The organism is Lichenicoccus roseus (genome assembly GCF_005844085.1).
GTDB classification, from domain to species: Bacteria; Pseudomonadota; Alphaproteobacteria; order Acetobacterales; family Acetobacteraceae; genus Lichenicoccus; species Lichenicoccus roseus.
Window position 1 is genome coordinate 588740 of record NZ_VCDI01000001.1, and the last position, 20744, is coordinate 609483.

Annotated in this window: 13 protein-coding genes; 9 read left to right on the forward strand and 4 right to left on the reverse strand. The window is 68.8% G+C overall.

Features of this window, described 5'->3' with window-relative positions; all coding sequences use genetic code 11:
- Positions 1–7: 7 nt before the first annotated feature.
- The 5 genes from FE263_RS02600 to FE263_RS02620 all read left to right on the forward strand — a co-directional run bounded on the left by FE263_RS02600 (position 8) and on the right by FE263_RS02620 (position 12412).
- Positions 8–3229, forward strand: coding sequence for an efflux RND transporter permease subunit (locus tag FE263_RS02600; protein ID WP_138324372.1), 3222 nt, complete (start codon positions 8–10; stop codon positions 3227–3229).
- Positions 3226–6684, forward strand: a complete 3459-nt coding sequence (locus FE263_RS02605) for an efflux RND transporter permease subunit (RefSeq protein WP_138324373.1) — start codon at positions 3226–3228, stop codon at positions 6682–6684. Before FE263_RS02600 ends, FE263_RS02605 begins: the two co-directional genes overlap by 4 nt.
- A gap of 11 nt (positions 6685–6695) precedes the next feature.
- On the forward strand, positions 6696–8201 hold the full coding sequence (locus tag FE263_RS02610) for an efflux transporter outer membrane subunit (protein WP_240758951.1): 1506 nt from the start codon (positions 6696–6698) through the stop codon (positions 8199–8201).
- Between the two features lie 198 nt (positions 8202–8399).
- The gene (locus tag FE263_RS02615; RefSeq protein ID WP_138324374.1) at positions 8400–9710 is read left to right on the forward strand and encodes a carbohydrate porin; all 1311 of its coding nucleotides are present in this window, start codon (positions 8400–8402) and stop codon (positions 9708–9710) included.
- Between the two features lie 389 nt (positions 9711–10099).
- On the forward strand, positions 10100–12412 hold the full coding sequence (locus tag FE263_RS02620; RefSeq protein WP_138324375.1) for a methyl-accepting chemotaxis protein: 2313 nt from the start codon (positions 10100–10102) through the stop codon (positions 12410–12412).
- Positions 12413–12454: 42 nt separating this feature from the next.
- On the opposite strand, the gene FE263_RS02625 is transcribed toward FE263_RS02620, so the two are convergent.
- A complete protein-coding gene (locus FE263_RS02625) occupies positions 12455–13894 on the reverse strand; it encodes an undecaprenyl-phosphate glucose phosphotransferase (protein WP_138324376.1) in 1440 nt (479 codons plus the stop codon).
- Positions 13895–14079: 185 nt separating this feature from the next.
- Here FE263_RS02625 and FE263_RS02630 point away from each other — a divergent pair, with 185 nt between their 5' ends.
- Positions 14080–14382 carry a phosphopantetheine-binding protein gene (locus tag FE263_RS02630; protein WP_171033898.1) on the forward strand — a complete coding sequence of 101 codons (303 nt, stop codon included), beginning with the start codon at positions 14080–14082 and terminating at the stop codon, positions 14380–14382.
- A gap of 8 nt (positions 14383–14390) precedes the next feature.
- On the opposite strand, the gene FE263_RS02635 is transcribed toward FE263_RS02630, so the two are convergent.
- The 3 genes from FE263_RS02635 to FE263_RS02645 are packed head-to-tail and all read right to left on the reverse strand — an operon-like array spanning position 14391 to position 16760.
- Complete coding sequence (locus FE263_RS02635; protein WP_138324378.1) at positions 14391–15038, reverse strand: SGNH/GDSL hydrolase family protein; 648 nt, start codon at positions 15036–15038, stop codon at positions 14391–14393.
- Entirely contained in the window at positions 15038–15973 is a 936-nt protein-coding gene (locus FE263_RS02640) for a 2-hydroxyacid dehydrogenase (protein ID WP_138324379.1), read from the reverse strand. The genes FE263_RS02635 and FE263_RS02640 overlap by 1 nt, the downstream gene beginning before the upstream one ends.
- Before the next feature lie 13 nt (positions 15974–15986).
- On the reverse strand, positions 15987–16760 hold the full coding sequence (locus tag FE263_RS02645) for an SDR family oxidoreductase (RefSeq protein ID WP_138324380.1): 774 nt from the start codon (positions 16758–16760) through the stop codon (positions 15987–15989).
- 303 nt (positions 16761–17063) lie between these two features.
- Here FE263_RS02645 and FE263_RS02650 point away from each other — a divergent pair, with 303 nt between their 5' ends.
- Genes FE263_RS02650 through FE263_RS02660 form a run of 3 tightly spaced genes read left to right on the forward strand, consistent with a single transcriptional unit; the run spans position 17064 to position 20743 of the window.
- Entirely contained in the window at positions 17064–18119 is a 1056-nt protein-coding gene (locus FE263_RS02650; RefSeq protein ID WP_138324381.1) for an L-idonate 5-dehydrogenase, read from the forward strand.
- A gap of 24 nt (positions 18120–18143) precedes the next feature.
- Positions 18144–19709: a sugar ABC transporter ATP-binding protein gene (locus FE263_RS02655; RefSeq protein ID WP_138324382.1), complete on the forward strand. Its 1566-nt coding sequence runs from the start codon at positions 18144–18146 to the stop codon at positions 19707–19709.
- Positions 19706–20743: an ABC transporter permease gene (locus tag FE263_RS02660; RefSeq protein WP_138324383.1), complete on the forward strand. Its 1038-nt coding sequence runs from the start codon at positions 19706–19708 to the stop codon at positions 20741–20743. The genes FE263_RS02655 and FE263_RS02660 overlap by 4 nt, the downstream gene beginning before the upstream one ends.
- The last annotated feature ends 1 nt before the right edge of the window (position 20744 follow it).

The window sequence follows — 20744 nt, forward strand, 5'->3', positions numbered from 1 at the left end:
CCGGGCGATGAACCCATCCCGCCTGTTCATCGAGCGCCCGGTGGCGACCACGCTGCTGATGCTCGCCCTGCTGATGGGCGGCCTGCTCGGCTATCATTTCCTGCCGATCTCGGCGTTGCCGCAGGTCGAGTATCCGACCATCGAGGTGCAGACCTTCTACCCGGGCGCCGGGCCGGACGTGATGGCGACCTCGGTGACCGGGCCGCTCGAGACGCAGCTCGGCCAGATGCCCGGCCTCGACCAGATGTCGTCGCGCTCCTCGGGGGGCGCCTCTGTGATCACGCTGCGCTTCGGGCTGACCCAGAGCATGGATGTCGCCGAGCAGGAAGTGCAGGCGGCGCTCAACCAGGCCAACTCGCTGCTGCCGTCCGACCTGCCGGCGCCGCCGATCTACGCCAAGGTGAACCCGGCCGACAGTCCGATCCTGACGCTCGGCATCACCTCGCGCACGCTGCCGCTCACCGAGGTCGAGGACTATGTCGACAGCAGGCTGGCGCAGAAGCTCAGCCAGGTGAACGGCGTCGGGCTGGTCACGCTCACCGGCGGCAACCGCAAGGCGATCCGCGTCAAGGTGAATACCCGCGCCCTTACCGCGCGCGGCCTGGCCATCGACGACCTGCGCACCACGATTGCCAACGTCAACGTCAACTCGCCGACCGGCACCTTCGACGGGCCGCTGCGCTCGTCCCAGCTCAAGATCGATGGCCAGATCGACGCACCGGAGACGCTCGCAAACCAGGTCATCGCCTACCAGGATGGCGCGCCGATCCGGCTGCGCGACGTCGCGACCGTGGTCGAGGGGCCGGAGAACAGCCAGCTCGCAGCGTGGTCGAACACCACGCCGGCGATCATCCTGAACGTGCAGCGCCAGCCTGGCGCCAACGTCATCTCGGTGGTGGACGACATCAAGGCGGTGTTGCCGTCGCTGGAAAGCACCATGCCGGCCGGCATCAGCATCACGCCGCTGACCGACCGCACCACCACCATCCGCGCCTCGATCGCCGACGTCGAGTTCGAGCTGATGCTGTCGGTGGCGCTGGTGGTGCTGGTGATCTTCGTCTTCCTGCGCAACCTGCCGGCGACCATCATCCCGAGCCTGTCGGTGCCGCTGTCGCTGGTCGGCACGCTGGCGGCGATGTATCTGCTGGGGTTCTCGCTCGACAACCTGTCACTGATGTCGCTGACCATCGCCACCGGCTTCGTGGTCGACGACGCCATCGTCATGATCGAGAACATCGCGCGCTACATCGAGATGGGCGAGAGCCGCATGCAGGCGGCGCTGAAAGGCGCCGGCCAGATCGGCTTCACCATCGTGTCGCTGACGGTCTCTCTGATCGCGGTGCTGATCCCGCTGCTGTTCATGGGCGACGTGGTGGGAAGGCTGTTCCACGAGTTCGCCATCACGCTCGCGGTCACCATCGTGATCTCGGCGATCGTCTCGCTCACCCTGGTGCCGATGATGTGCGCGCGCATGCTGCGCGAGGAGCCGCACGGCTCCGGCAACGCGATGTCGCGGTGGCTGGAGGGCATGCTCGACCGGCTGATCGCGGGCTACGGGCGGGCGCTGGCGGTGGTGCTCCGCAACCAGCCGATCACCCTGGTGGTGGCGCTGCTGACGGTGGCGCTGACCCTGGCGCTGGCGGTGGTGATCCCGAAGGGGTTCTTTCCGGTGCAGGATACCGGCGTCATCCAGGGCATCTCGGTGTCCGACCAGACCACCTCGCTGGCCGCCATGTCCGAGCACCAGCAGGCGCTCGGCCGCGCCATCCTGTCCGATCCCGACGTCGTCAGCCTGTCGTCATTCATCGGCGTCGATGGCCAGAACATGACGCTGAACTCCGGACGCTTCCTGATCAACCTGAAGCCGCACGACGACCGCGACCTGAGTGCCACCGGGATGATCGCGCAGCTGCAGCGCGAGGTGGCCGGCGTCCCCGGGGTGCGGCTCTACATGCAGCCGGTGCAGGACCTGTCGCTCGACACCGCAACCTCGGCGACGCAGTACCAGTTCGCGCTGGAGAATCCCGATGCGGCGACGTTCCGCGAGTGGGTGCCGAAGATGATGGACCGGCTGCGCGCCGAGCCGGCGCTGGCGGATGTCGCATCCGACATGCAGGCAAGCGGACTGACGGCCTACATCGACCTCGACCGCGCCACCGGCGCGCGCTTCTCGATCACCCCGCAGACCATCGACAACGCGCTCTACGACAGCTTCGGCCAGCGCCAGGTGTCCACCATCTATACGCAGTCGAACCAGTACCGGGTGATCCTGGAAGCCGATCCGCGCTTCCAGTCCAACCTCGCCAACCTCAACCAGATCTACCTGCCGGGCACCAACGCGACCGGCACCACCGCCGCCGGCAGCAGCATCATCGGCACCACCGGCACCACCATCGCGCGCTCGCCGACCGGCGGCCTGGTACCGCTGCCGGCGGTGGCGTCGGTCCGGCTCGCGACAGCGCCGCTGCTGATCAGCCATCTCGGCCAGTTCCCGGCCACCACCATCTCGTTCAACCTCGCACCCGGGGCGTCGCTCGGCGAGGCGGTCAATGCCATCGAGCGCATCGAGGGTGAAATCGGCCTGCCGGCGAGCTTCCAGACCTCGTTCCAGGGCACCGCGGCGGCATTCCAGACCAGCCTGGGCAACGAGGCGTTCCTGGTGATCGCGGCACTGGCCGCGGTCTACATCGTGCTCGGCGTGCTGTACGAGAGCTTCATCCACCCGGTCACCATCCTGTCCACCCTGCCCTCGGCCGGCATCGGTGCGCTGCTGTCGCTGATGCTGTTCGGCATGGATCTCGACGTGATGGGTATCATCGGCATCGTGCTGCTGATCGGCATCGTGAAGAAGAACGCGATCATGATGATCGACTTCGCGCTGTCCGCCGAGCGCGAGTCCGGGTTGTCGCCACGCGATGCCATCGCGCAGGCGGCGGTGCTGCGGTTCCGGCCGATCCTGATGACCACGCTCGCCGCCATGCTCGGCGCGCTGCCGCTCATGCTGGGCACCGGCACCGGCTCGGAACTGCGCCGTCCGCTCGGGGTGGCCATCGTCGGCGGCCTGGCGCTGAGCCAGCTGCTTACCCTGTTCACCACGCCGGTGATCTATCTGTACATGGACCGGCTCGGCCGACGCGGACGGCGCTGGTTCGCGCGCCATGACGCAGTACGCCCGGATGTGCATGGGACCAGGCCCGACGCGCCTGCCCGGGGCCATCCGGCGGAATGAACATCTCGCGCCCGTTCGTGCTGCGCCCGGTAGCGACCACGCTGCTGACGCTCGCCCTGCTGCTGGCCGGCGTGTTCGCCTACGTCAAGCTGCCGGTGGCGCCGCTGCCGCAGGTGGATTTCCCGACCATCCTGGTGCGCGCGCAGCAGCCCGGCGGCTCGCCGGACGAGGTGGCGACCTCGGTGGCGGCGCCGCTGGAACGCCATCTCGGCCAGATCGCCGGGGTCACCGAGATGACCTCGCAGAGCGTGCAGGGCCAGGTGCAGATCGTCGTGCAGTTCGACTTCTCGCGCGACGTGAATGGCGCGGCCGGCGACGTGCAGGCGGCGATCCAGGCGGCGCGCGCCGACCTGCCGACGTCGCTGCGGACCAATCCGAGCTACTTCAAGTTCAATCCGGCGAATTCGCCGATCATGATCCTGACGCTGACCTCGGCGACGCGGACCATGCCGGAGCTGTTCGACTACGCCACCAACGTGCTGCAGCAGAGCCTGTCTTCCATCCGCGGCGTCGGGCGCACCGAGCCAGGCGGCTCCTCGCTGCCGGCGGTGCGCGTCGAGATGAACCCGCTGCCGCTGTTCAAGTACGGCATCGGCTTCGAGGACGTGCGCGCGGCTCTGGCATCAGCCAATGCCGACAGTCCGAAGGGCTTCATCGATCAGGGCCCGCGCCGATACCAGCTCGACACCAACGACCAGGCGCGCCGTGCCGCCGACTATCGCGACCTCATCATCGCCTATCGCAACAACTCGCCGGTGCGGCTGAAGGACGTCTCGGAGATCACCGACAGCGTGGAGGATCTGCGCAACCTGGGCATGTACAACGGCATCCCGGCGGTGATCGTGCTGATCTACCCGCAGGCGGACGCCAACGTCGTCAAGACCACCGACCAGATCAAGGCGATGCTGCCGACCCTGCGTGCCGCGATGCCGGGCGGCGTCGAGCTGCACCTCGCGATCGACCGCTCCTCCACCATACGCGCATCCCTCAGGGACACCCAGTTCACACTGGCCATCTCGGTGGTGCTGGTGATCCTGGTGGTGCTGGTGTTCCTGCGCACCTGGCGCTCGACGCTGATCCCGGCGGTGGCGGTGCCGACCTCGATCATCTCGACCTTCGCCGCGATGTACCTGCTCGGCTTCTCGCTCGACAACCTCTCGCTGATGGCGCTCACGGTCGCCACCGGCTTCGTGGTCGACGACGCCATCGTCGTGCTGGAGAACATCGCGCGGCACATGGAGGCGGGCATGCCGCGCCGGGAAGCGGCGCTTCTGGGCGCCCGCGAGGTCGGCTTCACGGTGCTGTCGATCACCGTCTCGCTGGTGGCGGTGTTCAGCCCGATCCTGCTGCTCGGCGGCATCGCAGGACGGCTGTTCTTCGAGTTCGCGATGACGCTGACGCTGACCATCCTGGTCTCGTTCGTGCTCGCGCTCACCACCGTGCCGATGCTGTGCGCCCTGGTGCTGCAGGTGCGGCCGCATGGCGCGCTGCCGGCGCCGCGATCGGTCGGGCCAATCCGCCGCTTCACGGCCAGCCTGTCGTCGCGTCTGGAGATCGCCCTGGCCGGCCTGCAGGAGGGCTATGAGCGCAGCCTGTCCTGGGCGCTGAAGCATAGCCTGCTGGTGGTGCTGACGCTGCCGCTGACCATCGGGCTCACCGTGCTGCTGTTCAACCGGATGCCGAAGGGGTTCTTCCCGAACGAGGATGTCGGGCTGCTGATCGGCACCATCAGAGGCGAGCAGTCGATCTCGTTCCAGAACATCAGCGGCAAGCTCAAGCAGGTCGAGCAGGTCATCCTGGCCGACCCGGATATCGATAGCGTGTCCGGCTATACCGGCGGCGGCGACCACGGCGCCAATACCGGCATGGTGTTCGTGCAGCTCAAGGATATCGGTCTGCGCCACGACAGCACCGACGAGACCATCGCACGGCTCGACCGCAAGCTGTCGCACATGACCGGAGCCGACTTCTTCTTGCGCTCGGCAGCCGACGTGCGCGCCGGCGGCCGGCAGAGCAACGCCAACTACCAGTACACGCTGGAGACCGACGATTCCAACCTGCTGTACAAGTGGATGCCGAAGCTCGAGCGGGCGCTGCAGCACAGGCCGGAACTGACCGATGTCAGCTCGGACGTGCAGCAGGGCGGCCCTGCCACCGAGGTGCAGATCGATCGGGACACCGCGGCCAAGCTGCAGGTCACGCCGCAGCTGATCAGCAACACGCTGTACGACGCCTTCGGGCAGCGCAGCGCGTCGGTGATCTACAACGCGCTCAACCAGTACCACGTCGTCATGGAGGTGGCGCCACGCTACTGGCAGTCACCCGACATCCTGTCGCAGATCTGGGTGAGCACGGCGGGCGGCACCGCCAACGGCAGCACGTCGAGCAACACCATCCGGGTGGCTTCGGGCAGCAAGACCAACGGCGCCGGCGGGGCAGCCGGCAGCAGCAGCACCACCTCGACCGGAAGCAGCGCCGGTGCCAGCAGCAGCAGCACGACAAGCACCGGCACGTCGAGCGCCGGCTCGACGACCTCCGGTGCTGCCTCGGGAGCGACCGCCACCACCGGCACGCAGTCGACCAGCGCCCAGTCGCTCGCCAACAGCATCAGCAACAGCCTCGCCAACGGCCGCGGCACATCGAACGGTTCGGCGGTGTCGTCGTCGGCGGAGACCATGGTGCCGCTCTCGGCAGTGACCAGGATCGTGCAGTCCACCACGCCGTTGCAGATCAGCCACCAGGGCAACTTCGTCGCCGCCACCGTCTCGTTCAATCTCGCGGCGGGAAAGTCGCTGTCGGATGCCGCTACCATCATCGCCGACACCATGGTGGCGATCCGCATGCCGGCCTCCATCCATGGCAGCTTCGCCGGCACCGCGGCGCAGTTCCAGAAGACCGTGAGCAACGAGCCGCTGCTCATCCTGGCGGCGCTGGCGGCGGTGTACGTCACGCTGGGCGTGCTGTACGAGAGCTACATCCACCCGATCACCATCCTCTCGACGCTGCCGTCGGCGGGCGTGGGAGCGATCCTCGCCTTGCAGCTGTTCGGCGAGGAGTTCTCGCTGATCGCGATGATCGGCGTGATCCTGCTGATCGGCATCGTCAAGAAGAACGCCATCCTGCTGGTGGATTTCGCGCTCAGCGCCGAACGCAACGAAGGCCTGTCGCCATTCGACGCCATCCACAAGGCGTGCCTGCTGCGCTTCCGCCCGATCATGATGACCACCTTCGCCGCCGCCCTCGGCGCGCTGCCGCTGGTATTCGGCCATGGCTACGGCAACGAACTGCGCCGGCCGCTCGGCCTGTCGGTGGTCGGCGGCCTCGTGGTCAGCCAGGCCCTCACCCTCTACACAACGCCGGTCGTGTACCTCTATCTCGACCGGATGCGACACTGGTGGGCGCGGCGCTGGCAGCGCCGCCGCCGCCGGCCACTGCAGGACGCGCCCGCCGAATGATCTCCCGACTGATGACGAGCCGCTATACCAGCGCGCGGCTGATGCCCGGCCGCACGCTGGGCCTGTCTTCCTCCCTGCGCCTGGGCCCGGTCCTGTGCCTTGCCCTGGGTGGCTGCATGGTCGGTCCCGACTACGACCGGCCGCCGGCGATCGTCTCGCTGCGTTTCAAGGAATTGCAGCCACCGCCGGGCTGGGTGCGCGCCGCGCCGCAACTGCCTCCCAGGGGCGATTGGTGGCGCATCTACAACGATCCGGTGCTCGACGCTCTGGAGGCGCAGGTCGCCATCTCCAACCAGAACGTCAAGGTCTCGGAGGCGGACTACCGCCAGGCGCAGGCGATCGTCGACGAGGCGCGCGCCAACCTGTTCCCGACCGTGACCGGCTCGCCCGGAGTGACCCGGCAGTCGACCGGGCCCAGCACGGTCACCAACTACTCGCTGCAGGGTAGCGTGAGCTGGACCCTCGATGTGTGGGGCCAGATCCGGCGCCAGATCGAGAGCGACGTGTCCAGCGCGCAGGCCTCCGCCGCCAACCTTGCCTACGCGCAGCTCTCCTACCAGGCGACGCTCGCCGAGGATTATTTCGACCTGCGCGCCGAGGACAGCCTGCAGAAACTGCTCGACGCGACCGTCGCGAGCTACCAGGAATCGCTGCGGGTCACCCAGAACCAGTACAATGCCGGCCTGACCGCGGCGACCCCGGTGGCGCTGCTGCAGGCGGCGACCTTGCTGGAGCAGACCCGTGCGGAGGCGATCAGCGTCGGCGTTCTGCGCGCGCAGTACGAGCATGCGATCGCCGTGCTGGTGGGCAGGCCGCCGGCGGAGGTGAGCCTCGCGCCGGCGCCGCTCACCAACGACATCCCGGCGATCCCGGTGTCGCTGCCGGCCACCCTGCTGCAGCGCAATCCGGACATCGCTTCGGCCGAGCGCAGCATGGAAGCCGAGAACGCGCTGATCGGCGTCCAGGTCGCGGCATTCTATCCGGAGATCAGCCTGTCGGCGCTGTATGGCTGGAGCGGCAACCCGATCGGCTCGCTGATCCAGGCCTCGAACCGGGTCTGGTCGCTTGGCGCCAGCGCCAGCCAGATCCTGTTCGAGGGCGGCGCGCGGACCGCCGCCGTGCGGGCGGCGGAGGCGGCCTACGATGCCCAGGTCGCCACCTACCGGCAGACCGTGCTCACCACACTGCAGACCACCGAGGACGATCTGGCGGCGCTGCGGATCTACGCTCAGGAGGCGGCGGCGCAGGCCCGGGCGGTCGCCGATGCCAGGCAGGCGGTGACGGTATCGTTCAATGAGTACAACGCCGGCACCGTCGACTACACCACCGTGGTGACCGCGGAAGCGACCGCGCTCTCCGACGAGCAGACCCTGATCACCATCCAGCAGAGCCGCATGCTCGACACCGTCAGCCTGATCGAGCAGATGGGCGGCGGCTGGGACATTCGCGATCTGCCGAGCAAGGGCTCGCTGCAGACCGACAACCCGCTGGTGCCGGCCTTCCTGGAGAAGAAGTAGGGCAGCATCCGGATCGGGCAGAGCTGCCCGGTCGGAGAAGCTGCGCCTGAACGATCGGACCAGGCTCCGGAACACGCCGGACCGGGCCGCGCGGGCATCGCGATCCGGACGGGCCATCGGGTGCCGCCCGACGCTGCTTAACCCGATCTTTACGGCAACGGAATAACCTTGGCGCTTCAGTCTGGTGAAGGTGTCCCGGTGGGTAATTCCAAGTCGATCCTGCTCGCCCTGGCCGTAGCCATCGTCGCAGGCGCCGTCGCGATGCCGGCCCGGGCCGATGATCCTTCGCTCTCGGCATCCTCGCCAGCCACGTCCCCGCCTGGCGCACCTCCGCTCGGGGCGCAGCAACTCGGGCCGCAGCTTCACGCGCAAAGCCAGGTCGCCCTCGCCAGCACCTCGCCGGTCACCATCCGGCTCGAATACACCGGCGAGGAAGCCTACAACGCCGCCGGCGGCCTGAAGGAGGGCAACGCCTACATGAACCAGGCGCTGGTCCAGGTCGCGGTCGATGCCGGCAGCGCCTTCGGCTGGTCGGGCGGCCGGTTCGACTTCGAGGGCTTCTACGAGAACGCGACCTCGCTGGACACGCAGTACGTCGGCGCGATCCAGGATCCGAGCGTCATCGACACGTCGGGTTCCGCGGTGTTCCGGCTCTACCAGGCGTTCTACGCCCAGCAGATCGGCCGCACCAACGTCCTGCTCGGCGTCTACGACGTCGCCACCGAATTCGACGAGACCAAGGCGAGCGACCTGTTCTTCAATGGCGCCTATGGATGGACCACCACCTTTGACCAGTCCGGACTGAACGGGCCGTCGACCTATCCCTCCACCTCGCTCGCGCTCCGCATCCAGCAGAAGGTCGGGCGGCGCTGGCGGCTCAAGCTGGCGGTCGTGGACGGCGAGCCGGACAGCGCCAGGAACCAGCACGCCACCTCGGTCAACATCAACAAGACCAACGGCGCCCTGGTCATCGGCGAGGTCGACTACATCGCCAGCCGCACCACCAAGCTGATGGCCGGTGGCTGGGGCTATACCGGCAGGTTCCCGCTGATCGAGGCCAGTGCCGCCGCCAACCCGCGCCAGGTGTATGGCAGCGATGGCGGCTTCGTCGGCGGCACTACCAGGCTGTGGTCTCTGTCGGCGCATCGCGGCCTGGACGCGTTCGCCAATCTCGGCATCGCCAACGGCCGCGTGCAGATCGTCGACGGATCGGTCGATGCCGGGCTGAACTTCAGCGGTCCGTTCGCCGGCCGGCCATTCGACAAGCTCGGCGCGGCCGTCGGCGTCGCGCGCGCCGGGGATCCGTACCGGAGCCTGCAGGTCGCCGACGGCAATGGTGTCGAGCGCTACGAGACCAATTTCGAGCTGACCTACCGGGCGCCGATCAACGACTGGCTGACGGTGCAGCCCGACATCCAGTACTGGATCAATCCCAGCGTCGACCCGGGGCTGAAGAACGACCTGCTGTTCATGGTGCATTTCGAGGTCAGCCACCTGTTCGACCTCTGATCCCGATGCGCCCGGTCATTCCTATCACGTGACGATTTGATTCCCGCGCCGGCGCTGCCATCCGCATGCCCCGATGCCCTGCGCTTCCTGGAGACACCGCCTTGAGAAAGCTCCCTGCGCTACTGGTTCTCTCGATCCTGGTCCTGACCGCGACAGCCGGCGCGGCGGACGCCAAGGGAGGACGTACATCGGCCGCGGACTGCAAGGCAGGCAGTTCGGATCCGGATTGTCCCGACGAACCCGACACGGACGCCAAGGGCAAGCCAGGCGGCCAGGCCTCACTCGGCACGGCACTGCCGTTCCGTGTCGCGGGAGCCGATCGTGCCGCGCACGCGGCCGACGCAAGACCGCACCCCACGAGCGCGCAGTCCTGAAGATCGAGAAGTAGCATGATCAACCGACTCCCGCTGAGCGCACGGATCTTCCTCGGCTTCGGCCTGCTGATCGTGCTGCTGCTCGGCATCGCCGGCTACGGCAGCTACGGCCTGTCGAACGTCGCCGAGGAGATCGACAAGATGGACGGGATCGCCGGCAATGCGAACCGCATGCAGGAGCTCTCGCTGCGCATGGAAACGATCCGGCGTGGCCTCGCCGAGTACCGGATCGACGCCAATGCCGGCACGCTGCACGAAGTCACGGCGTCCGAGGCCCGGGCCACGGAGCTGCTGACCAAGTCGGCGCGGTTCACCTTGTCCGAGAAACGGCGTGCGTTGTTCAACGGCATGATAGGCCAGCTGCAGGCGATGGCGGCCCGGCAGGACCGGTTCGCCGCCTCCCTCGCGGCCGCCACGGTTGCCCGCCGGGCTGCGGTCAGCGACGACCTGTCCGCGCGGGGGGCGCTGGGACGCCTTGCCGCCGCCGGCATGGTTCCGCCAGCCACGGTTCCGGTCGCCGAGGCGCGACTTGCCCTCCTCGGGGTGGAATCCGGCGGAATGCGTGTCCTGGCGGAGGCGGCCCGCGTACCGGCTTCGGCGTTCGACCGGCAGGCGGCCGATACGGCCAGGATGCTGGCAGGCCTCACCGCCGGCACGTCCGCGGACGGCAACGCGGCGCTGCGGGCTCTGGCATTGTCGCTTGCGGCCTATGCACGTGATGTCGACGCGGCCAACGCGGCGATGTCCGATGCCTCGACGATCTTCACGACCGGCCTGCAGCCGACGATGCGCGTCATGCAGACGACATCCGAGAAGGCACTGGGCAAGCTGCTGCTCGGCTTCAACGAGGTGAACCAGCGGGCTTCCGCAACCGCGTCGAGGACCCTGGTCGATCAGCTCGGGTTGTCCGCGGCGGCCACCGTCATCGGCATCATCCTCGCTCTGGTGATCGCGCGCACCATCATCCGTCCGGTACGGGGCATGACCGCGGCGATGGCCCGGCTCGCGGGCGGCGACACCACGGGGGAGATCCCGGGACGCAACTTCACCGACGTGATCGGCGAGATGGCGCGTGCCGTCGGCGTGTTCCAGCGCCAGGCGATCGAGAACGCGAACTTCGCGCGGCTCCGGGCGGAGGAGCAGAAGGGCAAGGAACGCCGGCAGCAGGCCATGGACATGCACACGCAGGATTTCGGCACATCGGTGTCCGGCGTGATGGATCATTTCATGGCCGCCGCGTCCGCGATGCGCCAGGCGGCGTCAGAGGTGGCGGGCGGCGCTCAGAAGACGCGCGACAGTACGTCCAGCACGGCACTGGGCGCACGCGCATCGTCGCAGGACCTGAACTCGGTTGCGGCGGCGACCGAGCAGATGTCCGCCAACATCGACCAGATGAGCGGCCAGGTCGCGACGGTCATGCGGTCGGTGCGATCGGCGGTCGAACGCGCCGGCGAGACGGACGCCAAGGTGGCGAGCCTGTCCGATGCGGGCGAGCGGATCGGCGACGTCGTCAAGCTCATCCGCGGCATCGCGGCACAGACCAACCTGCTGGCCCTGAACGCGACGATAGAGGCGGCTCGCGCCGGCGAAGCCGGCAGGGGGTTTGCTGTGGTCGCCAGCGAGGTCAAGGCACTGGCGGCGCAGACCGCACAGGCGACGGACCAGATCTCGGCGCAGGTCGGCGCCATACGCATGGCCACCGGGGATGCGGTGGCCGCCGTCCAGCAGGTCGGCGCGGCGATCGGCGAGGTCGATATCGCGGCCACTGCGATCGCGGCCGCGGTGCAGGAGCAGGCAGCCGCAACCCGCGAGATCACGCGCAACGTGCAGATGGTGACGGTGACCACCGCCGCCGCGGCCGGCGCGATGGAAGGCGTGCTCGGCGTCGTCGAGGTGACGGAGGCGAGCAGCCGCAACGCCCTGCAGGCGTCCGAGGAGGTCGGCCGGACCGCCGAGACCCTGCGCACGGAGGTCAGCGACTTCCTGACGGCTATCTCGAAGGGGGGCGAGGACGAGCGGCGGCTCTACGAGCGGATCGACGGGCGTGGTGTGACCGGCAGCCTGCAGGTGACGGGCCGGCCGGGTATCTCGGCCACTATCGTCGACATCTCCCGGGGCGGATTGCAGCTCCGCGTCACGTCGGATTGCCCGCTGGGCAGCGACGGACACGTCACGCTCCCCGATGGTACCCGGATCGCCTGCCGGATCGCGCGCAGCGGCCGGGACCTGCTCGGGCTTGCCTTCCGGCAGGACGCCGCGTCCCTCGCCGTGATCGACAGGATGCTGGCAGGCTTCGGCAGCATGGCGCCGGGCCGCCTCGCCGCCTGACGCTTGCCGGCCGCCGATGACCGGTCGCCGGCCGTCGGTCTGTCAGAACGCCGTCTTGCTGCGTACTTCGCCCAGCAGGGTGCGTATCATGATCTCGATGTCGAAGCGGACCGACCAGTTCTCGATGTAGAACAGGTCGCACGCCACGCGCTGCTCGATCTGGTCGATGGTCTTGGTCTCGCCGCGCCAGCCGTTGACCTGCGCCCACCCAGTGATGCCCGGCTTGACCCGGTGGCGCAGGGCGTATTGCTGCACCACCTCGGTGAACAGACGGTCGGCCGCCTTGGTGTTGGGCGCGTGCGGACGCGGGCCGACCAGGGACATGGTGCCGTTCAACACGTTGAAGATCTGCGGCAGCTCATCGATGGAGAGCTTGCGTATGACGCGGCCGACGCGGGTGATGCGCGGATCGTCGCGGGTGGTCTGCCGGTCGGCGAGCAGGTCGGTCATCGCCGAGTGCATAGAGCGGAACTTGTAGCAGATGAACGGCCGGTTGTTGAAGCCCATGCGCGGCTGGCGGAACAGCACCGGTCCGGGGCTGTCGAGCTTGATGGCGATCACCGTGGCCAGCAGCAGGGGCGACAGCAGCACCAGCGCCAGCAGCCCGATGCTTCGATCCAGCACCGCCTTCTCGATCGCCTGCCAGTCCTTCAACGGCGCCTCGCGGACGGCGACCACCGGGTTGCGGCCGACCACCTCGAACTGGGTATAGTCGAAACCCAGGCGCGGCAGGTCGGTGGTCAGCACGATGTCAGCGACGGTAGAGCTGAGCTGCTCCATGATCGACTTGATGCGCTCGGCAGCATTCAGCGGCAGCGCCACCACGATGACGTCCACCGGCTCCTCGCGCGACTGCTGCACCAGGTCGGCCACGGTGCCGCGCAACGGCACGTCGAGCGGGACGTCGGGCAGGCGCGACATGCGGTCGTCATAGAGGCCGACCACCTGGTAGGCGCCGGGCTCCTCGCGCAACCGCTCCATGAACACCCGGCTATGCTCGCCGGCGCCGACGATGGCGACCTTGCGCGCCAGCCTGCCGTCCCGGCTCCAGCGGCCCAGCAGGCGGATCAGCGGCAGCCGGGAGAGGCCCAGGGCACAGGCGGCGACCAGCCCCCAGACGAACGGCCAGCTCCGGAACGGCAGGTTGCCGTGATACAGCACGAACAGGCAGGCAATCTGGCAGAAGGCGCCGAACGCCAGCGGGCGCACCAGGCGGCGCAGCTGCACCGGCCCGGACATCAGCACCGACTGGCTGTAGGCGCTGGCGCGCGCCAGGCTGAAGCTCGCCGCAAGCGCTCCAGCCCAGGCGGCCGGCTCGATCGCGCCCTTCGGATAACTGCCGTAGAGGTCGGTCTCGATCCGGATCGACAGATAGCCGGCAACGATCAGCAGGATCAGGTCGGTGATCCGGACCAGCCCCGCCATGACCGGGAACGAGATGGTGTGGGCGCGGGGCGGGGCGGGCTCTGGAATGGCCAACATATGATGGTCTACCGGCGGCTTGTTGTGGCTGTCGTTTCGATATAGCTACAACAACGTCCGCCGGGCATTAAATTTTAAGTTCGCAACCCGCATGAAAAAATTTGTTGCGGACCCGGTGTCGAACGCTTGCACACGGTTTCGTGATCTGGCAATATAACGATGTTGTGATGATAAGGCGTTCTGCCATGACCGAACTTCTCGAAAGCTCGATCCTCACCAAGGTCATCTCCGCCATCGATCGAACGTGCTTCCTGCGCGACGTCCGGATTACCGCGACGTCCCGCTTCGAGGAGGACCTCGACATGGACAGCATCGAATTGATGGAAGTGCTGCTGCACCTCGAGGAGGTGTTCGGCACGGTGATAAGGCCGGAGGCGATCGCCGGATTCTTCGGCGTACAGGACGTCGTCCGCCACCTCAGCGGCCGTTTCTTCGCCGACGCCGAAGTGGCGGATGGGGACGTGCTGGCGCTGCCGTTCGCCGCCTGAGCCTGACCCTATCCGGGAAACATGGCGGCGATCTTCGCCGCCATCGCGCGGGCCAGCGCCGCATGCTGGTCCGCCTCGAAATGCACCCCATCGACCGCGCTTACGCGAGCGACCGCGCCGGCATCCAGGAAATCGGCGCCGTTCCGCTCTGCGATCGCCTCGTAGAGCGGCGCCAGGTGGCGGGATTTCTCGGCGCCGCCTCTGAACATCGCGCCGAGGAAGCCGGCTTCGTCGATCGGCACCGGCGCGATCACCAGCAGGCGCGGCGCGAAGTCCTGCGCGGCGGTCGCGATCCGCGCCTCCGCCAGCAACGTGCCAACCGAGGCGGCGATGTCGGCCGGCTCGACCGAGAAGCGAGCCTTGAGATCGTTGGTGCCGAGCATGATCGCCACCAGGTCGAGCGGGAGGTGGCTTTCCAGGCAGGCCCGAAGCGTGCGCAGGCCGTTGCGATGCCGCCCCTCCACCGCATCGTCATGCACCGTGGTGCGGCCGGGCAGCCCCTCCTCGATCACCCGCCAGCTTTCGCCGAGGCTCGCGCGCAGCAGCCCCGGCCAGCGCTCGTCCTCCGCGTAGCGGTCGAGGGCACCCGGGACACGTAGCGGACGAGTGCCGTTGGTGTTGGAATCCCCGTAGCAGAGAATGGTGCGGACCTGCATCAGACCACCGGCGTCGGCAGCGGACGGCCGGCGAAGAAGGCGTCCAGGTTGTCCAGCATGAGGTTGCCCATCGCCTCGCGGGTCTCGCGGGTGGCGCTGCCGACATGCGGCGCCAGAACGACGTTCTCCAGCCCGAGCAGCGTCTCGGGCACATGCGGCTCGTCCACGAACACGTCGAGGCCGGCGCCGCCGAGACGGCCCTCGGCCAGGGCGGCGACCAGGGCGTCCTCGTCGATCACCGAGCCCCGGGCGACATTGATCAGCACGCCTTCCGGACCGAGCGCGTCGAGCACCGCGCGGTCGATCAGCGCGCGGGTCGCGGCCGAGGCCGCGGTGGCGACGAACAGCACGTCGGATTTGGCCGCCAGCGCAGCGACGTCGGCGTGGTAGTCGTGGTCGACCGGCTTGCGGTTGGGTCCGCTGTACGCGATCCGGCCGCCGAAGCCCGCCAGCCGTTCCGCGATCGCGTGGCCGATCCGGCCCAGCCCGACGATGCCGTAGCGCCGGCCGGAGGCGCGTCGGGTGAGCGCCTGCGGGCCGTGCGGCCACAGCCCGTCGCGCACATGCCGGTCCGCAGCCGGCAGCCGGCGCATCACGTTCAGCATCAGCGCGACGGCGAGGTCGGCGACATCGTCGGTCAGCACGTCGGGCGTGTTGGTCAGGCGCACGCCGGCCGCCTTGGCATGGTCGAGGTCGACGCGGTCGTAGCCGACGCCGTTGATGGCGACGATGCCGAGATCGGGCAGCCGGTCGATCATTTCGTTGGTGATGCCGAGATGGCCACCGGTCACCACCGCGCGCACGCCAGACGCGTTGTCGCGCAGCCACTCCTCCCGCGCCGCCTCGGCGGGCCACTGGTGCACCTCGTAATGCGCGGCCAGCTTGTCGTGGGTGGATGGCAGCAGGGTGCAGAGCTGCAGCAGCTTCGGTCCCATCTTGGTTTCCTCCTTACAGAACGGACAGCACGCCGCCGTCCACGTAGATTACCTGGCCGTTGACGAAGTCGGACGCGCGCGAGGCCAGAAACACCGCGGCGCCGCACAGTTCCTCGACGCGTCCCCAGCGGCCCGCCGGCGTGCGTCCGCGCAGCCAGGCATCGAAAACCGGGTTCTCGCGCAGCGGCCGGTTCAGTTCGGTATCGAAATATCCAGGGCCGATCGCGTTGATCTGCAGGCCATGCTTCGCCCAGTCGGCGCACATGCCGCGGGTCAGCATCTTCACCGCGCCCTTCGATGCGGTGTACGGCGCGATCGTCGGGCGTGCCGCCTCGCTCTGCAGGCTGGCGATGTTGATGATCTTGCCGCGCCCGCGCGGGATCATCCGCCGCGCCACCGCCTGTCCCACGAAGAACACGCTGTCGAGATTGGTGCGCATCACCTCGCGCCAGGTCTCGACCGGGAACTCCTCCAGCGTGGTGCGGCGCTGGATGCCGGCATTGTTGACCAGGATCTCGATGGCGCCGCATTTGGCCTCGATCCGGGCGATGGCCGCCTCGACGGCATCCGGATCGGTGACGTCGAACGCGCCGATGCCGTCGGCGGGGCTCACCACGCCGTCCCCCAATCCGGCCGCCGCCGCCGCCAGCCGGGCCGGATCGCGACCGTTCAGCACCACCCGCGCCCCGGCCTCGATCAGGCCCCGCGCCAGTGCTAGGCCGATGCCCTGGCTCGATCCGGTCACCAGGGCAAGCTTGCCGGTCAGGTCGAAGAGATTGGAGGTCATGCCGGCCGTGTCCCGCGAAACGGCCCGCATCATTGCCGCTTTCGGGTCGCGGGCAAGTCCCTGTCGTCCGGGATGCGTCTCGCGCCCTTCGGCAAGACCGGGCGCCAACTACCCGGCGCGCGCTGCATCGACAGCCACCGGCCGACCTCCGATAGCGGCCACCGCGGCACCCGGTCTCGAGAAGCGGAGCATTCCGGGACAGGCGGGTCTTTCGCAAGGCCCCGAACGGTGGCATAGCGATGTGCACGGTCACATCAACCCGCAACATAGTCGGGACGACCGCGCCGGACGGGAGGAATACGTATGCTTGCAGCGAGGCTGCACGCCGCGCACGACCTGCGCCTCGAGGAGGTTGCCGAGCGCCCGCTCGCGCCGGGCGAGGCCCGCGTGCGCGTCGCCATGGGCGGCATCTGCGGATCCGACCTCTCATACTACAACAAGGGCGGCGTCGGTGATTTCAGCGTCCGCGAGCCGCTGACCCTGGGCCATGAGGTGTCCGGCGTCGTCGCCGAGCTTGCCGGGGATCCGCTGCAACTGGCTGTCCCGGGACTTGCCGTCGGCGCGCGCGTCGCGATCAATCCAAGCCGGCCCTGCTTGCATTGCCAGGCCTGCCGCGCCGGCCGCTCCAACCTCTGCCGCAACATGCGCTTCCTCGGCAGCGCCGCGCTGATGCCGCACGTGCAGGGCGCGTTCAGCGAGACCGTGGTGGTGCGCGCCGACCAGTGCGTGCCGGTGCCGGACAGCATGTCGCTCACGCTGGCCGCCTGCGCCGAGCCGCTCGCCGTCGCCCTGCACGCGGTGCATCGAGCCGGTGAGTTGACCGGACGCCACGTTCTGGTCGCCGGCGCCGGACCGATCGGGCTGCTGTGCGTCGTCTCGGCGCTGTTCGCCGGGGCAGCCAGCGTCACCGTCACCGACCTGTTCGAGCGGCCACTCGAGATCGCGCGCGAAATGGGCGCGGCCCGCACCATCGACGTCCGCGCTGATCCGGCGGCGCTCGAGCAGGCCGCCACCGACCTCGGCGGCTTCGATGTCGCCCTCGAGGCTACCGGCGCCAGCGCCTCGCTGATCGGCATGCCGTCGCTGATGCGTCCGGGCGGCCGCATCGTGCAGCTCGGCATGCTGCCCAAGGGCGGCGTGCCGCTGCCGGCCAACCTGCTGATGGCGCGCGAGATCGACCTGGTCGGCTCGTTCCGCTTCCACGAGGAGTTCGGCATGGCGGTGGCCGCCCTCGCCGGCGGCCGCATCGAGATCGGGCCGATCCTGTCCGGCACGGTTCCGCTGGCCCGCGCCGACGAGGCGTTCCAACTGGCGGGTGACCGGCAGCGCGCCATCAAGGTCCATCTGGAAATCGGCTAGGCGCGGCGGCATGAGGAGACAGCGATGAGCGCCCAGGCCGCCGCACCCGTGCTGCTGTCCTTCGAAGGGATCAGCAAGCGCTTCGGCGGCACGCTCGCCGTCGACGACGTCTCGATCGATCTCCGGCAAGGCCAGATCCTGGCGCTGCTGGGCGAGAACGGCGCCGGCAAGTCGACCCTGATCAAGACGCTGGCCGGCATCCACACGCCGGACCAGGGCCGCATCCTGTTCCGCGGCGAGCCGTACCGGCATCTCGGCAAGAGCCGTGGCAGTCAGCAGCAGGTCGCCTTCATCCACCAGGATCTCGGCCTGATCGACTGGATGACGGCGGCCGAGAACGTGGCACTCGGCGTTGGCTACAAGCGCCGGCTTGGCCTGATCGACTGGGGCGCCAGCCGCACCCAGGCGCTGGCCGCGCTGCGCACGATGAGCGCCGACATCGATCCGGACGCCCGCATCATGCATCTGAGCCGCACCGAGCGCTCGCTGGTGGCGATCGGGCGCGCGCTCGCTGCCCGGGCGCAGGTGCTGGTGCTGGACGAGCCGACCGCCAGCCTGCCCGCCGACGAGGTCGAGCGCCTGCTCGCGGTGCTGCGCGAACTCGCCGCCACCGGCATCGGCATGATCTACGTCTCGCACCGGCTCGACGAGGTGTTCCAGGTCGCCGACGACGTCGCGGTGCTGCGCGACGGCAGGCTGGTCGGCTGCCGCAGGATCGCCGACACCAGCCCGTCCGACCTGGTGACGATGATCGTCGGGCGGCCGCCCGAGCAGGTGTTCGCCAGGCCCGGCACCGCAGGCACCGAGACCTGCCTGACGCTGGACGGGCTGGTCGCCGGTGATGCCGGACCGATCTCGCTCACGTTGCGCCGCGGCGAGATCGTGGGCCTGGTCGGCCTGCGTGGCGCCGGCCAGGATCATATCGGCCGCGCCCTGTTCGGCTGCCGCCCCATCGAGGCCGGCACCGCGACGCTGGCCGGTCGGCCCTACCATCCGGACACCCCGGCTGCGGCCATGCGGGCGGGGGTCGGGCTGGTTGCCGGCGACCGCGTCGGCGAGAGCCTCGGGATGAAGCTGAGCGTTCGCGAGAACCTGTTCCTGAACCCTGGTGCCAGCGGCCATTCGCTGCTCGGACTGCTGTCGCCGGCGCGCGAGCGTGACGAGACCGTCCATGCCGGCGCGCGCATGAGCCTGCGGCCGAACGACCCGCAGCGTCCGGTGGAGAACCTGTCCGGCGGCAACCAGCAGAAGGTGGTGCTGGCGCGCTGGCTGGGTCTGGCCACCAACCTGCTGGTCCTGGAGGAGCCGACCGCAGGTGTCGATGTCGGCGCCAAGGCCGAGATCTACGCCCTGTTGCAGACCGCCCTCGAAGGCGGTCTCGCGATCCTGGTCGTGGCGACCGATTTCGAGGAGGTCGCCAACATCTGCCACCGCGCCCTGGTGTTCAGCCAGGGTCGCGTCTGCGCCGAGATCGCGCGCGCCGACCTCTCCGTCGCCAGCATCCTGCAGGCCGCATCCGCCGGTGGACCTGCGCCCTTCCCTGCCCTTCCCCGGGATCCGCACGCCGCTCCGCAGGAACTCAGCCAATGAACTCGCTCCGATCCACCGCGCTGGAACCGCAGCCCGGGGCCCTGCGCGGCGCCAGCCTCGGCCGTCGCATCGCTGTCCTGCTGCCGGTCTACGGCCTGGTGGTGCTCGCGGTGCTGCTCGCGATCGCCTTCTCGCTGATCCTGCCGGATTCGTTTCCCACCTGGCTCAACCTGCGCTCGATGCTGAGCGACAAGTCGGTGGTGGCGATGCTGTCGCTGGCCGCGACCGTGCCGATGATGACCGGCAAGATCGACCTCACCGTCGGCTATGGCGTGGTGCTCTGGCACATCCTGGTGATCTCGCTGCAGATCAGCGGCGTGCCCTGGCCTCTCGCGGTGCTGATCGTGCTGGCGATGGGCGTGGTGTTCGGCCTGCTCAACGGCCTGCTGGTCGAGGTGGCGCAGATCGACAGCTTCATCGCAACCCTCGGCACCGGCACCGTCACCTACGCGGTGGCGCTGTGGTGGACCGGCGGCCGCCAGATCATCGGCCGGCTGTCGCCCGACTTCTTCCTGATCGACACCGCCAGTATCGGCGGCATCCCGCTGCCGGCCTTCTACGTGATCGGCCTCGCCTTCGTGCTCTGGCTGGTCTCGGCCTACACCCCGCTCGGCCGCTACCTGTATGCGATCGGCGCCAACCCGCGCGCCGCCGAGCTGAACGGCATCCCGACCCGGCGCTACACCATGCTGGCCTTCATGGTGTCCGGCCTGGTCACCGCCATCGCCGGCGTGGTGCTGGCCTCGCGGCTGCGCGTCGGCCAGGCCAGCGTCGGACTGGATTTCCTGCTGCCGGCCCTGGTCGGCGCGTTCCTGGGCTCGACGACGATCAATCCGGGCCGGGTCAACATCTGGGGCACCATCGTCGGCGTGGTGATCCTGGCGATCGGCATCTCCGGCATCGAGCAGCTCGGCGGCGCGTTCTGGGTGGAACCGGCCTTCAACGGCGCCACCCTGCTGTTCGCCATCGGGCTGGCCGGCTGGACCGGCCGCCGGCGCCTGCAGGTGCGGGCCAGGGCCGGCAAACCTTCATGAA

Bases quoted from the DNA above. Each gene is read 5' to 3' on its own strand.
- FE263_RS02600 (WP_138324372.1), top strand. From the start codon at position 8: ATGAACCCATCCCGCCTGTTCATCGAGCGCCCGGTGGCGACCACGCTG.
- FE263_RS02660 (WP_138324383.1), top strand. From the start codon at position 19,706: ATGAACTCGCTCCGATCCACCGCGCTGGAACCGCAGCCCGGGGCCCTG.
- FE263_RS02655 (WP_138324382.1), top strand. From the start codon at position 18,144: ATGAGCGCCCAGGCCGCCGCACCCGTGCTGCTGTCCTTCGAAGGGATC.
- FE263_RS02635 (WP_138324378.1), bottom strand. From the start codon at position 15,038: ATGCAGGTCCGCACCATTCTCTGCTACGGGGATTCCAACACCAACGGC.
- FE263_RS02640 (WP_138324379.1), bottom strand. From the start codon at position 15,973: ATGGGACCGAAGCTGCTGCAGCTCTGCACCCTGCTGCCATCCACCCAC.
- FE263_RS02620 (WP_138324375.1), top strand. From the start codon at position 10,100: ATGATCAACCGACTCCCGCTGAGCGCACGGATCTTCCTCGGCTTCGGC.
- FE263_RS02650 (WP_138324381.1), top strand. From the start codon at position 17,064: ATGCTTGCAGCGAGGCTGCACGCCGCGCACGACCTGCGCCTCGAGGAG.
- FE263_RS02610 (WP_240758951.1), top strand. From the start codon at position 6,696: ATGACGAGCCGCTATACCAGCGCGCGGCTGATGCCCGGCCGCACGCTG.
- FE263_RS02630 (WP_171033898.1), top strand. From the start codon at position 14,080: ATGACCGAACTTCTCGAAAGCTCGATCCTCACCAAGGTCATCTCCGCC.
- FE263_RS02605 (WP_138324373.1), top strand. From the start codon at position 3,226: ATGAACATCTCGCGCCCGTTCGTGCTGCGCCCGGTAGCGACCACGCTG.
- FE263_RS02625 (WP_138324376.1), bottom strand. From the start codon at position 13,894: ATGTTGGCCATTCCAGAGCCCGCCCCGCCCCGCGCCCACACCATCTCG.
- FE263_RS02645 (WP_138324380.1), bottom strand. From the start codon at position 16,760: ATGACCTCCAATCTCTTCGACCTGACCGGCAAGCTTGCCCTGGTGACC.